This is a genomic window from Collinsella aerofaciens (assembly GCF_015557435.1).
Lineage (GTDB): Bacteria > Actinomycetota > Coriobacteriia > Coriobacteriales > Coriobacteriaceae > Collinsella > Collinsella aerofaciens_Z.
In genome coordinates this window covers 1-12,903 of the sequence record NZ_JADNOH010000076.1, presented here as the reverse complement: position 1 = coordinate 12,903, position 12,903 = coordinate 1, and the positions used below count along the sequence as shown (strand labels likewise).

12 protein-coding genes are annotated in these 12,903 nt (G+C 57.0%); 6 read left to right on the top strand and 6 right to left on the bottom strand.

Going from position 1 to position 12,903, the window contains the following annotated elements; genetic code table 11:
* Window positions 1–196: 196 nt before the first annotated feature.
* From I2G43_RS07155 to I2G43_RS07145, 3 genes are read left to right on the top strand one after another with little or no spacing between them, the layout of a single operon-like run.
* Window positions 197–835 (top strand): metallophosphoesterase, encoded by a 639-nt coding sequence (locus I2G43_RS07155; protein WP_195535627.1) that lies wholly within the window; start codon window positions 197–199, stop codon window positions 833–835.
* Window positions 832–1,557, top strand: coding sequence for a metallophosphoesterase family protein (locus I2G43_RS07150; RefSeq protein ID WP_195535626.1), 726 nt, complete (start codon window positions 832–834; stop codon window positions 1,555–1,557). Before I2G43_RS07155 ends, I2G43_RS07150 begins: the two co-directional genes overlap by 4 nt.
* The gene (locus I2G43_RS07145; protein WP_195535625.1) at window positions 1,557–2,294 is read left to right on the top strand and encodes a metallophosphoesterase family protein; all 738 of its coding nucleotides are present in this window, start codon (window positions 1,557–1,559) and stop codon (window positions 2,292–2,294) included. Before I2G43_RS07150 ends, I2G43_RS07145 begins: the two co-directional genes overlap by 1 nt.
* A 42-nt stretch (window positions 2,295–2,336) precedes the next feature.
* On the opposite strand, the gene I2G43_RS07140 is transcribed toward I2G43_RS07145, so the two are convergent.
* Window positions 2,337–2,915 carry a hypothetical protein gene (locus I2G43_RS07140; protein ID WP_195535624.1) on the bottom strand — a complete coding sequence of 193 codons (579 nt, stop codon included), beginning with the start codon at window positions 2,913–2,915 and terminating at the stop codon, window positions 2,337–2,339.
* 194 nt (window positions 2,916–3,109) lie between these two features.
* Window positions 3,110–3,694 (bottom strand): recombinase family protein, encoded by a 585-nt coding sequence (locus I2G43_RS07135; RefSeq protein WP_226791018.1) that lies wholly within the window; start codon window positions 3,692–3,694, stop codon window positions 3,110–3,112.
* 409 nt (window positions 3,695–4,103) lie between these two features.
* On the opposite strand from I2G43_RS07135, the gene I2G43_RS07130 reads away from it, so the two are divergent.
* The 3 genes from I2G43_RS07130 to I2G43_RS07120 all read left to right on the top strand — a co-directional run bounded on the left by I2G43_RS07130 (window position 4,104) and on the right by I2G43_RS07120 (window position 6,556).
* The gene (locus I2G43_RS07130) at window positions 4,104–5,297 is read left to right on the top strand and encodes an ATP-binding protein (RefSeq protein ID WP_195535622.1); all 1,194 of its coding nucleotides are present in this window, start codon (window positions 4,104–4,106) and stop codon (window positions 5,295–5,297) included.
* Window positions 5,298–5,668: 371 nt separating this feature from the next.
* Window positions 5,669–5,896: a DUF6290 family protein gene (locus tag I2G43_RS07125; protein WP_195535621.1), complete on the top strand. Its 228-nt coding sequence runs from the start codon at window positions 5,669–5,671 to the stop codon at window positions 5,894–5,896.
* A 381-nt stretch (window positions 5,897–6,277) separates the two neighbouring features.
* Window positions 6,278–6,556 carry a hypothetical protein gene (locus I2G43_RS07120; RefSeq protein ID WP_195535620.1) on the top strand — a complete coding sequence of 93 codons (279 nt, stop codon included), beginning with the start codon at window positions 6,278–6,280 and terminating at the stop codon, window positions 6,554–6,556.
* 1,337 nt (window positions 6,557–7,893) lie between these two features.
* Here the strand turns inward: I2G43_RS07120 and I2G43_RS07115 are convergent.
* The 4 genes from I2G43_RS07115 to tnpA form a co-directional block, all read right to left on the bottom strand.
* The gene (locus I2G43_RS07115; RefSeq protein WP_195535619.1) at window positions 7,894–9,093 is read right to left on the bottom strand and encodes a relaxase/mobilization nuclease domain-containing protein; all 1,200 of its coding nucleotides are present in this window, start codon (window positions 9,091–9,093) and stop codon (window positions 7,894–7,896) included.
* Window positions 9,080–9,667 (bottom strand): plasmid mobilization protein, encoded by a 588-nt coding sequence (locus I2G43_RS07110; protein WP_195535618.1) that lies wholly within the window; start codon window positions 9,665–9,667, stop codon window positions 9,080–9,082. Before I2G43_RS07110 ends, I2G43_RS07115 begins: the two co-directional genes overlap by 14 nt.
* Before the next feature lie 1,483 nt (window positions 9,668–11,150).
* Window positions 11,151–12,281, bottom strand: coding sequence for an RNA-guided endonuclease TnpB family protein (locus I2G43_RS07105; RefSeq protein WP_195535617.1), 1,131 nt, complete (start codon window positions 12,279–12,281; stop codon window positions 11,151–11,153).
* Window positions 12,278–12,676: an IS200/IS605 family transposase gene (gene tnpA / locus I2G43_RS07100; protein WP_195535616.1), complete on the bottom strand. Its 399-nt coding sequence runs from the start codon at window positions 12,674–12,676 to the stop codon at window positions 12,278–12,280. Before tnpA ends, I2G43_RS07105 begins: the two co-directional genes overlap by 4 nt.
* Window positions 12,677–12,903 lie beyond the last annotated feature (227 nt).

The window sequence follows — 12,903 nt, the reverse complement described above, 5'->3', positions numbered from 1 at the left end:
ACTGCGGGAACGGCCTATCCGCTCAATGTGTTCGGCTGAGATCGGAAATCAACCTCGCGCGTGGGCGTAAACTTTTAGTTGGGCAAATCCGGCAGATTGGAGCTTGAAACATGAGGGATATGCACCTCATGTCGCTCATAAAACGTCTCCTGACCTCGAAGGAGAACGTTTTTTAGCGACAGAAGGAGACATAAATATGATCTGGTTTACCAGCGACACCCACTTCGGGCATGAGAACGTGCTGAAGTTCACCGACCGCCCGTGGGAGACGATTTGGCAGATGAACGACGCCATCATTGACAGCATCAACGGCATGGTTGCCGTGGACGACGAGTTCTACATCCTGGGGGATTTCTCATTCAAGATGACCGCCCAGGACGCCTATGGGCTGCGCAAGCGGATCGCCTGCAGACGCATCCACCTCGTCCCGGGAAACCACGACAAGGACTGGACCCAGCCGGCGGTCGCGGGCGCGTTCACCGTGGAGCCGCCGATCTGCGTGCTCAAGATCGACGGGCAGAAGATCGTCCTGTGCCATTACCCCATTGCCGACTGGCAGGGCATGAGCCATGGATCGTGGCACCTTCACGGACACATCCACAGCAGCGGTGGCGCGTACAACGAGTTCAACCGCAAGCAGGGCCTTCTGCGCTACGACGTCGGTTGCGATGCCAACGGGCACTCCCCGGTGAGCCTCGACGAGCTGAGGGAATGGTTCGCCGGAGTCGACGAGCCGTGCGGCCGGGTGAAATGGCCCTGGTGGGTCAACGAGACCGGCGACAGGCAGGTCGAGGGCGAGCTTGCGGCGTACAAGAGGGAAGAGGTGATTCGATGACGGTCTATGTGACGGGCGACATCCACAGTGGGCTCGACATGCAAAAGCTCCGCGACTGGGAGCTTGGCGACAGTCTTACCAGCGACGACTATCTCATCGTTGCCGGTGACTTTGGCTTTCCGTGGAACTTTTCCGCTGAGGAATGCGCCGACATCGCTTGGCTGGAGTCGCGCCCCTACACGGTACTGTTCGTCGACGGCAACCACGAGCGCTTCGATCACTGGGCGGAGCGCCCCGTGGAGTTATGGCATGGCGGGCTGACGCAGCGCCTGTCGGACACCTCGCCCATTCGGCGCCTGACGCGCGGCGAGGTCTTCGAGCTCGACGGCTCGACAATCTTCACCATGGGCGGTGCCACGAGCGTGGACAGGGAATGCCGCGTTCCGTATTCCAGCTGGTGGCCTCAGGAGCTCCCGGATGAGCGCGATTTCGATGCCGCGCGGGCAAAGCTCGACGAGGTCGGCTGGAAGGTCGACTGCGTCATCACCCATACCTGTGCCACGCGCATGCTCTCGCCGACGCTCTATCCGGACCCGGGCTGGGAACGCCCTGATGTGGACCGGCTGACCGGATTCCTCGACGAGCTCGAGGACCGCCTGGACCACAAGCGCTGGTATTACGGCCATTTTCACCGAGACGGCAACCCGGACGAACGTCATACCGTACTGTACGACCGGATCGTGAGGCTCGGGGACAAACTCCTGCCGTGGGGTGCGTACTGATGGCTGTCTATGTGACAGGAGACGTGCACGGCAGGGCCGAGTACGGGGCCAGCAGGTTCGCCTTCAGGTCTTGGTCGCTGGGCCGGACTCTGACGAGCGACGACGTGGTGATCGTGGCCGGCGACTTCGGCTTTGTCTGGGACGGCTCGAATGCTGAGAGGTATTGGCTCGATTGGTTTGAGTCGAAGCCATGGACCACGTGTTTCGTAGACGGCAACCATGAGAACCATCACGCCTTGGCTAATCTGCCGGTACGGGAGTGGAACGGCGGGCTCGTCCATGAGGTGCGACCGCACGTGCTGCACCTGATGCGCGGAGAGGTGTTCGACATCGACGGGCTCACGGTCCTTGCCATGGGCGGTGCCGCGAGCAACGACAGGCAGTATCGCAGGGAGGGGAGGAGCTGGTGGCCCGAGGAGATGCCGAGCGAGGAAGAGATGGAGCACTGCCGCGCCTCGCTCGACCGCGTGGGCTGGAAAGTCGACCACGTTGTGACTCACGAGGCTCCTGCCGCCCTTGCTGAGGGGCTGTGCCGCGAACGCGGACGTGAGTACCGCGGAGATCCGCTGCAAACCTTCCTAGGCGAGCTCGACGGACGGCTCGATTACTGCGCCTGGTTCTTCGGACATTACCACGGTGACGAATGGCTCGACGCCGGGCATCGCTTGATCTACCAAGACATCGTGCCGATCGAAGATGCTACGCCCGGTTCTAGGAACCTTCTGGAAGCGCTCTAGAAGATTCCTAGAAATCAGTAGCCTGACAGGAGAAGCGCGGGGCTACTCGTCCTTCATCTGGGTCATGACCTCGACCTTAGCCTCGGCCACGGCCGCCCGCTGTTCGGTTGCAGCGAGGCGGTCCTTGAGGGCGGCGACCTCGGCCATCAGGTCGCGCTGGGCCAGGAGTGCGTCGTTCAACTCGGCTTGGGCTTTCAGCGCGGCGTCACGCTCGCCGCGCAGGCGCTCGATCTCATCGACCATGGCCACGGCCTCGACATGGAGCTGGACGACCTGCCTGTCGAGCTCCCTGGCATCGGCGAGGTATCTGACGCTCGCGGCATGGAGCTCGTTGTTCTCGAGCTCGAGGCTCGCGGTATCGAGTTCAAACTTCTCCTCGATAAAGGCGACCCGCTCATTGCAGTCGGCCTCAAGTCTTTCGTTCCGGTCTCTCGCCTCGACGAGCTTGCGGTTGAATTCGTCGAGCTGGGCCCTGAGCAACGCGTTCTCGGTTCTGAGGTCGCCCGTCTCGCGCAGCAGCTTCTCCCGCCACGTCGCCTCGATCCGCTCGGCGGCCTCATCGAGGACGGCCTTCACGCCGGATGTCTCGCTGATTTTCTTTTCGCTCGGATTGTCTGCCATGGTGCGGCACTCCAATCAACAACGGCATGGCTCCGCCATGCCATATGGCTGGGAACAATGCACGGCCGCTGTTGATTTGTAGTCATCCTGCGATCGGTGAGTTCTAAAAGGCGTCTCAAGTCATACGTTATGCGTTCACGCAGGGGGTTTCAGTTGGAGAAATACCGCACTCTTATATAGTAGCGCACTCGGATTTATCTTCTGACGCCCACCAATCCGCGTTCACGGAGGATGCGGTACAAAGTCGATTTCGATATACCGGTGGCGGCGCAGATGTCGGGGATGGGCGTTTCCCGCGCAAGGTAGAGTTTCACGGCAGCATCGGCCTTGACGTCCGCAATGCGCGGGCGGCCCCCGACGTTGCCACCATGGTTCCGTTTTACGGCGATGCCCTCGGCCTGGCGCTGCTTGATCAGGTCGCGCTCGAGCTCGGCGGTGCAGGCGTGAGTGCCGAGAACGAATCGACCGAAGGCGGTATCGAGGTCGACCGGCTGTTTCAAGGAAGTTAGCTTCACGCCGAGATTTCGGAACATAAGGTCGTAGTTCAGCAATTGCCTGGTCGATCTGGTTAGGCGCTCCCAGGACTCGACTACCACTTCATCGCCGGCCTTCATCTTCTTGAACAGACGCTTCTGCTGAGTTCGGTCGCCGTCCTTGGCACCCGTGACCTTGTCTTTGTAGATATGGCCATAGGGCACGCCGGCGTTGACCAACGCCTCGATTTGCCTATCTAGCTTCTGATCCTTCGTGCTCACGCGAGCGTATCCGTATCTGGTCATTTTCAGCCTCCTGCCTTGTCTTTTGATTTTCTCATGGGAATGCAAGTGGAGGTTTTGACACTGGGTTTTGGCACTCGCTGTTCACGGCATCGAGGGTTCGGTTTTCGAGTGCCGCGCGGCATACCTTTTGAGACGTCGGGGCCTTGAATATGAGCAATAAGATGCGTATCAGTTTGCGATGGTTCGATGATGGGACCGGCTATACCGGTTTTTCGATATGGCTATGGCAGTTTTTATATATCGAGTGAGCACGAAGGGCCAGAAACTCGACTCGCGGAGGGGCGGCGGCAACCCGCTGGTGAAGGGAGTTGAGTTGGCGGGTTCGATCTCCCGGTTCAAAAAATACTCAGTATACTGAGTGATTTTACTCAGTATACTGAGTATTTAAGAAACAAGGAGGTAGATTGACATGTTTGAGCGCCATCAAGTTGCCGTGATAGCCCAGAGGATGCGGGAAACGAATAATCCGTTGATGCAATTTATAATCGGGCCCCGCCAAACGGGAAAGTCGACCATGTTCGTGCAGGCGTTGCACCATGTAGACATGCCCTGTCACGTGGCCAATGCGGACGATGTTGTGAATCCCGATGCCAGCTGGCTGCAAATCGAGTGGCAACAGGCAAGAAACCTCACGTCTGGAGGTAAGGCCCCGGCCGTTTTCGTTGTTGATGAGATTCAAAAGGTGCAGAGTTGGTCCACGGTCGTCAAGGGATTGTACGACCGGGATCGCCGGGAGGGGACGCCGCTCAAGGTCATGTTGACCGGATCGTCGTCGCTGCTGCTGCATAAGGGCTTGGAAGAATCCCTTATGGGCCGTTACGAGCTCATTCGGTCGCCGCATTGGTCCTATCGCGAGTGCAGCGAGGCCTTTGACTTTTCTTTTGAAGACTACCTCTATCACGGCGGATATCCGGGTGCGGCGCCGCTGGTTTCCGATGACGCCCGTTGGCGAAACTATCTCCGAGATGCGATCGTCGAGCCGGCGATCTCGCGCGATGTTCTCTCGTTGGAGAATATCCGCAAACCGGCGCTGATGCGCGCGCTCTTTTGGCTCGCGGCGAGCTATTCGGGGCAGGAGCTTTCGTATTCAAAAATGGTAGGCCAGCTGCAGGATGCCGGTAACACGGTCACGGTCGCCGGGTATTTGGACCTGCTGGGCAAGGCCGGTTTGGTTACGGCGATCCCCAAGTTCAGTGACAAGGAGCTCGCAAAGCGCCGAAGCACCCCGCGGCTCATGGTTTATGACACGGCGTTTATGACGGCGCTCGGCGATAAGGGCCGTGCAGAATGGCTGGAGGATTCGGCGCGGCGGGGTCATTTGGTGGAATCGGCAGTGGGTGCACGACTGCTTGCGCGCGCGCCGGAAGAGGGTTTTGAGGTCATGTGGTGGCGTGAAGGCGTCAAAGAGGTCGACTTTGTGCTGCGAAGGGATGATGCACTGAGCGCCATCGAGGTCAAAAGCGGTGGAGAGTCCGGCCAGAGCGGCATGTCGACGCTCCTAAAAAAGTATCCGCGAGCCAAGCGGATCGTCGTGGGAGGAGCGGCGGCCGGGGCGTGCACCGTGGAGGATTTTCTGCTCGATAAGGTGCCGCTGTTTAACTAGCCTGAGCAAATTGAGAAAATACTCAGTATAGTGAGTGAAATCACTCAGTGTACTGAGTATTTTGACTTGGGCGTTGGATGGGTGCTCGGTCACCGCGTGCGATGGTGAAAACCGGGCCAGGCCTTACCAGCGGATATGCATACAGGAGGGGCTTCCATTTTCCATGTCCCGCTCATATCGTCTGCCAGAAACCTGACGAATGACCTGTCCCCCTGTCATGCCCTTGTCACAAAATCTATTAACGGGACCGTCAAATTTCCTCCTGCATTTTCTGACGGTACCGCGTTTCCCGCATACGTTTTGAGACGTTTAACTTAAACAATAAGATGTGTGCCAGCACAGTCCAGTCGCCGGCATTGATTGGAGAGGCCATGGGGATATGCGAGATTGCGGTCGAGTTCGATGAGAGCGAAATGGCTTTGATTCAGGCCCATGCGAACATCTCGAACATGTCCTTTTCCGAGTTCGTGAGAAGAGCCGCTCTTGAGAAAGTCGAGGATATGGTGGACATCGAGGCATTCAACGAAACGCTGATGGAAGATGACGGTACCCGCTACTCAATGGCCGACGCCATGTATATGGCCATGCAGAACGAGTAGCCGTTTGCGGTGCCAAGCCGATCGCTCGCGTTGAGCGGCGGCAGCGCCCGTTGGAGCGATAGTTCCATAATCTGTTTCACGAATTACCGTCAAAATGTTTCACGCGCTGGTAGGTGCAAGCACAGCTTAAGGGCGCGCCCAAAGCACCTCAAAGTGCCGCCACACAGTTCAAGGCCGAAAAATCGACCTCACCAGATGCGTTTTAAGGCGCCTGAAAGCAGATGCCCCTAACGGGTATCCAGGCATGCCTTTTCGGGGCCGTATTTGCGATTACAGCAAGCCGTCTACCTGCCGCTTTGTTGAGTTTGCCGCCGTCCGGAGAAAACCGTGTCCGCGCGGTGCGATACAGTAAATAAAATGCCCCGCGAGGAAAGGAACAGCATGAGCGACGCACAGGAAATCGTTCAACGACTCGAACGCGAAATGGCACAACGAGCCGCCGCAGTTGAGAAGGTTGATGCTTTCAAGGCACAGCTCAACCAAGCCATCAAGGCCTTCATGGTCGCCGATGAGGCGGTCCGCTCCCTCAACGACCATGACAGCGAGATCGACGCCCAGATTGCAACTGCCATCGCCGAGCATCTTCGCGCCATCGACATGCTCTGTCACTTCGGCATCGACGGTGGTTTCGGCAAGAAGCACCCGGTTAAGGAGTACTAGCCTTCACATGGCCATGGAAGTAAAGTAGAAGAGGGTCGAACCAAGCAGTTCCCGAACAATTGGCGTCCGGCCAGACACTTCGGTTCGGCCCTTTCTCGCGTGTATTCCTAGAAAGAACCGCGACATGCATTTCGAAATGAATGCGAATCGCTTTTGATGCGGTGCCTGACGGCACCTATGATCCGCTCGCGGAGCTCGCTGATTTATATATTTCTTTTTACATCTTCAACCACAATCGAAAAGCGAATTCGGCGGCTCATTGCCGAATTGTAGGTGTTTACAGCCAGGTGAGGTAGTCCGTCCGGGGAGCCGTAGGCGACGCCGGCGCTGAGGGCTGGCAGCTGGTACGCCTCGCGCTGATGGCTTGCTGGTTGTGATAACTGATCGCGAGGTCTAATGGGCTTGCTGGTCGGATTGTTAGGTGGTGGAGTATCCACAGAGTTTGGGCACAATCGTGGACCTCCCTAAATCTTCGAAACCAGCATTGCAGCCGGGAAAACCTCACCCGCCCCTTGGCCTTTTACTCGACGATCTCGCGGGACTCCGCATGGCTACGCCCATGCATCCGGACCGTTCGTTTTAACGCGCCGGCCGTCCTCACCGGCGCCCCCGTACGTGACGGGGCCCGGGGTGGGGCTCAGAAACCGTCACGGCTGTATGCTCATCGCGATCCTCTTTGCTTGACGTTGCGGCTTCTCACCGCGACACGTGTGTCGCCACACGGCTATCCAACCAACTCCTGATCTTCGGCTGCTCGCCTACTTTCCTGCAGTTTTTCAGCAGGACAATCGCTCTGAATCCGGCACGTCGTCTCCGCCCAGAAGGGCCGAGGCGACGCAGGGGCCACATGGAGGGCACTACCCCCGTCGAAGTCTCTTGCGAGACGGGACAATGAACCTGTACAGCTCAGTCTCCGATTATTCGAGCCCTTGGCTACCTTTTTCGCAGGCCCTGAGGCCTGGCCGACCGGGAACGGCATATGTTGCGCTCCACAAAAAATGGGAGCCACCGAGGTGGCTCCCATTCGCGAATTCTCAGCTAATCCATAGCTTGACCTGCAGGTCCCTGCTATCATTGGATTGTCAGGCGACGTTGTCTTGAACGCGCTTGGCTGTAGAATCGCGAGCTGGTAACTCGCCTCTACGCGTGCGAGGGCGCTGGTAACACCCGAGCACAACCCAGATGATAGCACGCCCGCCCGCTACGGCGGGCGGGCTTCGCTGGTTTTTTACCTCATTTACCTGCGGAAACGTAATACTACGGTACTAGATGCCGCCCTCGCCGCATCGCCGAGGCATGAGCGTTTTTACTCCGCCCCGACGACAGGCAGTTCAACCCTAGCGAGGCGTGTCGCCACGCGAATAGTCGCCACGATCAACGACGCGATCGTCCATCTGTCGCGATGCGGCGGTGCCGCCGTGCGCCTGGCCGGCGGCGCGAACGCGGTCGTCGCCGGTATCGGGAACGGCGCCGGCGTAACGGTTGCGAATCTCCCTTGCATAGCCGCGCCGGGCAAGAAGCTCATCGCGTACGGCGGGGTCTTCGAGTAGGTCTTCATCGCACTTCGGTGCAATGAATTTAGGGAATGCGTTGTAGGCGACGCCCTTGCTCGCTTTCGCCTGCTCGACCCACGCCGAATACGCTTTTTTAAGCCGTTGGATGTAAATCTCACAGCGCTTCTCATAAGGAAGAGCTCGCTCGGCTTCTAGAACATTATTTTTGAAGGCCGCCTCAAGTTGCTTGACCGCAAACCGCCCGTCAAGACGAGTCAGGTTGAAAGTACACTTCGGATTGCCGGCCTCTTTGATATCGAGATCGGTCGCGTAGACTCGATTGTTCTTGATGAAAATGTCTACGCCCCACGATGCAAGTAGTTTTTTGAACTGCCCCATATTCTTTGGGCGACCTTCGTCGATCGCGATATGGATCAGCTCGCGCAGATTGTTTTTGTAACTGTACTCTCCCCGATCGATAATCTCCTTTTCAATATCGCGCGGCTGACGATCACGAATTTTCGAATTCTTCTTTCCCTTTTCAAGTTGAGTAAGATTCCAAGCCTCGTCCATTTCACGGACCCACGCAGCGCGTTCGTACTTTCCGCGTCGCCCACCCGTCTCGCAACGCTTACCCGTCAGAAGGTCCGTGCGGTTAATCGCCATGTGGACCGCAAACCGTTTTCCTTCCTTGTCACTTTCTTCGTGCAACGCGACAACCGCTTGTTGATGCGGGTAGTGCTTCGCAAGCCATTGCTCCGCGTAAGCCATGCACGCATCTGGAGTCATCTTGCCTCCGTTGCAGCTGCACTCCTCCGGAAGAAACGCAATGATTTGATGAAGCATCGTTATGTTCTTCGCACCGGCACGCGCAGGTCTGTCGTGGTGGTACATCTTCCGCGTCATAGCCATTTCAGAAAACCAGTACTTTCGGTTCGCGAGGTTCCAGCCGCCGCGAGCCAAGGCATGTTTTCCGTTGATGTATTTGCGCACATTTTTCGCGTATCGCTCGGATGAAACACCTTTCTGCTTAATAACGGTCATTGAGCTCACCGCCGTCAATGAAATAGCGCTGCTCGAGTTCTCTGATGAATAGAGTGACTTTGCGGGCGTTCTGGTAAACCTTTTCGAGTGTTCGGAAAACGGCTTTCTCGTTGTAGGCCGGAAGACCCTGCGCGTTCACGAAATGCATGAGTTGGTTGAGGTTTGTACCCTCGCGATACAGCTCGCGATAGATTTTCGCGACCTGGCTCATATCGCAATCGATCATCTCGATTTTCCCGGTAAGCATCACGCGGCGGGCATACGCACTGACGGTCGCACCGAGCGCATCCGCCTGTTTGCGGATCGCTTCGTGCTCCCCGTCGGTGACCTTAACGTAAATGACCTTCGAACGCTGTTCATCCGAATCCTCTGAGACGGGTTGCGGTTTTTCGTTACGGCCGCCGTCATCATTTTTGGAAATGACTAGATCATCGAGCGATTCGCCCCGATGAATCAAGACATAGCGAATGAGTTCGGCTTTCGTCATGCCTGCCTTTTCCGCCAAAGCGGAAAACGTTTCATATTCTTCAGAAGTGAGTGTCGCCTTAACGGTGTGTGGACGCTTGCAACTCATATGCCCCCCAGGAAAGCAGAGCGAATCGGTGAGGCCACCGATTCAAAACCGATATGAGATTGCTTTCCTTTTTAGGAGCGACTGACGTCGCGCCGTTTTTTGAAGTGACGTCGTCACTTCCCTTAGAAATGAAGGCGAACTTCATTTCTAACTTTATCGCCGTAAGAGGCGATAAACAAGATGTGTTGGCAGATAAAGGGGTCGAGTATGGCCCCATTTATCTAGCCCAACACCAATCTTGCAATCTCCGGAACGGGGATTGGGCGAAACGCAGTGTAGACGTGGAATGAGAGGCCTCATTCCAAGCGAGAGGCCTCGCGGCGTTGTAACTGCGTGAAGACCGTGAGCGAAAGTGAATTTTTAACGCGAAGGATGCTGAGTGTTAGAGATTCGCTGTAGCGAGAGCGGAGCGGGTTTGCGGCGCCCGCGACGCAAACATTCGACTTTATCGAATCGTTTTTCGATACGCTTGCGAAAAAGTTGAGGCAGCTTTCGACATTTCAATGACGCGGAGAGTCTTTAGTGAGACTCGTAGCGTTGTTGGATTGTCGAAAGGTACCGCGAATCGCATTACGGTTCGAATGGCGATTCGATTTTCATGCGGCGGTCAAGCCGCCTATGATCGCGACCTTCGGTCGCTATCGATTTTCAAAGCTCGCGTTTTGTTTTGACGCGAGTTGAGATGCGAAACGAAAAACCGAAACGCCCGCGCGAGCCGTTTCGACTTTTGCGCGGGCGTTTCGAATCAAATGAAAATCAATACGATGAGTTTTTGAGTTTCACGCTTCATAACAGATTTAAAAACTACGGCGTCGATTCCAACTGCCATCAATCAACCGATGCAGTCGCAGTCAACTTACCGACCCAGGTCCAAGGGCAGAGCCCTGGCAAGAGCCAACGGCTGCGAACTTGTGGCTACATTTACGATGGAGGTACAAGTTCGCGTCTCTTGCGAGATTTTTCATCTCACAGCACATTTCACGGCAAACCATCGCCGCGCTTAGATCGCCTCGGTGTCCGGTGGCTGTCCGGTAGCGAACCTTTTACCGAGACGCACCGGAGACATTGCGTAACTGTGTCATGCCGCAACAATGTAAAAGTGTGACTGCCGAACTGTGTAATAACGCAATAACGTAACAACGTTATTGCGTCACTTTTTAACGCCGCCAAGGGCGCCGGGTTTTTAGGGCAGAGCCCTAGTGCGCCGCCGGGCTTTGTACGGCGGCGCACGACACTTGCGGAAAATTTTCAGGCGCGATTAGTTCAATGTTCAATTGTTCTGCTATTCCACAGAACTATGTAATAACGACATTACGTAAATACGGCATTGCTGAAAAAGTGAATACCGTTGACACTCCCCGTAGGTGACATGCTCCCATCCACCTTGCAACTTCGCTGCTAGAGGTGGGGGCTTCTCGCTCAAGGCAACCGATGTCGCCAGTATCGACGAGCTATCCCCGTGTGCCCCACGGTTTCGCTTCCTCTAGGCCGAAAGCGCGAGCCTCATACCTTCGTCCCTGATGTTCCGAGCAGCGTTAACGTCGCGGTCATGGGTGCGACCGCACAAGGGGCACGTCCACTCCCTAACCGACAGGTCCTTGGTTCCCGAGAAGCGGTAGCCGCACTCATGACAGAGCTGGCTCGACGGGAACAGCCGACCGACGGTGACGAGACGCTTGCCCCGGTCTTCGAGCTTGTAGCCGAGAAGGGCGCGGAACATGCCGAAGCCGTTGTCCATCGTGGACTTGCCGAGCTTCAGGCTCCGGGACATGCCCCTCATGTCAAGATTCTCCACGCACACGCAGTCGTAGCGCTCCACGAGTCCGTTCGCCGCCTTGTGGTGGAAATCCTTCCTCTGGTTTTTCATCTTCTCGTGGACGCGTGCGACCCTGAGCTTCTGCTTTCGCCAATTGGCGGAACCCTTCTGCATCCGGGAGAGCTTTCGCTGCTCACGTGCGAGCTTCCTTTCGGCATGTCGGAAGTATCGCGGGTATCCAGGGCGCTCGCCGTCGCTCGTGACGTAGAGGTCGTGGCTGGAGTAGTCGAGGCCGACGAAAGACTCGGGTTTGACCTGCTCGGGTTCTTGGGTTTCGAACTCGAACAGGACGGACACCTCAAACCTGCCAGACCTCGTGTGCTCGACCGTGACGCTCTTGATCCTCCACGACGGGTCTATCTCCCTTTTCTGCCTGACCCTCACGCTGCCGAGCTTGGGTAGGCGCAGGTAGCGCTCGTCCCCCTCGAAGCGGATGTTGCCGTTTACGAAGTTGGTCTTGTAGCAGCAGCGGCTCCTGTGCTTCGCCTTGTATTTCGGAAAACCGTGCTTCTCCCCGGCCTTCACCCGGCGGAAGAAGTTCCGGTAGGCGGCGTCGAGGTTCAGCTGGGCGTTGCAGAGGGCGAAGCTGTCCACCTCCTTGAGCCAGGGGAACTCCCGCTTGTATCTGGCAGGGGTGACCTTCAGCATCTCGCCCGTCTTCTCGTAATGGGCGATCTTGTCGGCGAGCATCCGGTTGTAGACGAAACGGGCGCAGCCGCACGTGCGCTCGATGAGAGCCGCCTGCTCACGTGTCGGGTAGGCGCGGTACACCACTGCCTTGTGCATCGTGACCGTCATTTCTGCCCCTGGCTCTCGATGTAACGGCGGATGACCTCGATGGGGGCTCCGCCTGTCGTAAGCAGGCAGAAGCTCCTGCTCCAGAAGTACTCCTTCCAGAGCTTGCGCCTGATCTCGTGGAACTCCTTCTTCAGTAGGCGGCTGCTCGCGCTCTTGTAGGCGCAGATGAACTTCGACAGCTCGGTCTTCGGCTGGGCGCGGAACAGCATGTGCACATGGTCGACATCGTGGTTCCACTCCTCAAGGGTGATTCCATAGGTCGGTGCGATGCGCTCGAAGATCTCCCGGGCGCGGTCGGATACCGCGTCGGTGATGACCCGGCGGCGGTACTTCACCACCAGCACGAGATGGTAGTGCATGAGAAACACCGAGTGGTTATTCGACTCCAACTCCACAGGTAGCACCACCTTTCGACTGATTACGACAGATGGCGTCCTTATACCCGTGACGCGGAACCCCGATTCATCTCCCACCTACTTTTCATTTAGAGGAGGGAGAATCCTCGGGGTTCTAGTTGAAACCAGGGGTTTTACGACGGTTTTGATAATCTATGTGGTCAATATAATGCCGTTGAACCCGCATATCGATACCGCTCAGCCATTCGCCTCGCCCCCGTCGCACG

What these genes read in the sequence shown, in the direction of transcription:
- I2G43_RS07135 (WP_226791018.1), bottom strand. Translation starts at nt 3,694, where the DNA reads ATGACCAGATACGGATACGCTCGCGTGAGCACGAAGGATCAGAAGCTA.
- I2G43_RS07115 (WP_195535619.1), bottom strand. Translation starts at nt 9,093, where the DNA reads ATGACCGTTATTAAGCAGAAAGGTGTTTCATCCGAGCGATACGCGAAA.
- I2G43_RS07110 (WP_195535618.1), bottom strand. Translation starts at nt 9,667, where the DNA reads ATGAGTTGCAAGCGTCCACACACCGTTAAGGCGACACTCACTTCTGAA.
- I2G43_RS07120 (WP_195535620.1), top strand. Translation starts at nt 6,278, where the DNA reads ATGAGCGACGCACAGGAAATCGTTCAACGACTCGAACGCGAAATGGCA.
- I2G43_RS07125 (WP_195535621.1), top strand. Translation starts at nt 5,669, where the DNA reads ATGGGGATATGCGAGATTGCGGTCGAGTTCGATGAGAGCGAAATGGCT.
- I2G43_RS07150 (WP_195535626.1), top strand. Translation starts at nt 832, where the DNA reads ATGACGGTCTATGTGACGGGCGACATCCACAGTGGGCTCGACATGCAA.
- I2G43_RS07140 (WP_195535624.1), bottom strand. Translation starts at nt 2,915, where the DNA reads ATGGCAGACAATCCGAGCGAAAAGAAAATCAGCGAGACATCCGGCGTG.
- I2G43_RS07155 (WP_195535627.1), top strand. Translation starts at nt 197, where the DNA reads ATGATCTGGTTTACCAGCGACACCCACTTCGGGCATGAGAACGTGCTG.
- I2G43_RS07105 (WP_195535617.1), bottom strand. Translation starts at nt 12,281, where the DNA reads ATGACGGTCACGATGCACAAGGCAGTGGTGTACCGCGCCTACCCGACA.
- I2G43_RS07145 (WP_195535625.1), top strand. Translation starts at nt 1,557, where the DNA reads ATGGCTGTCTATGTGACAGGAGACGTGCACGGCAGGGCCGAGTACGGG.
- I2G43_RS07130 (WP_195535622.1), top strand. Translation starts at nt 4,104, where the DNA reads ATGTTTGAGCGCCATCAAGTTGCCGTGATAGCCCAGAGGATGCGGGAA.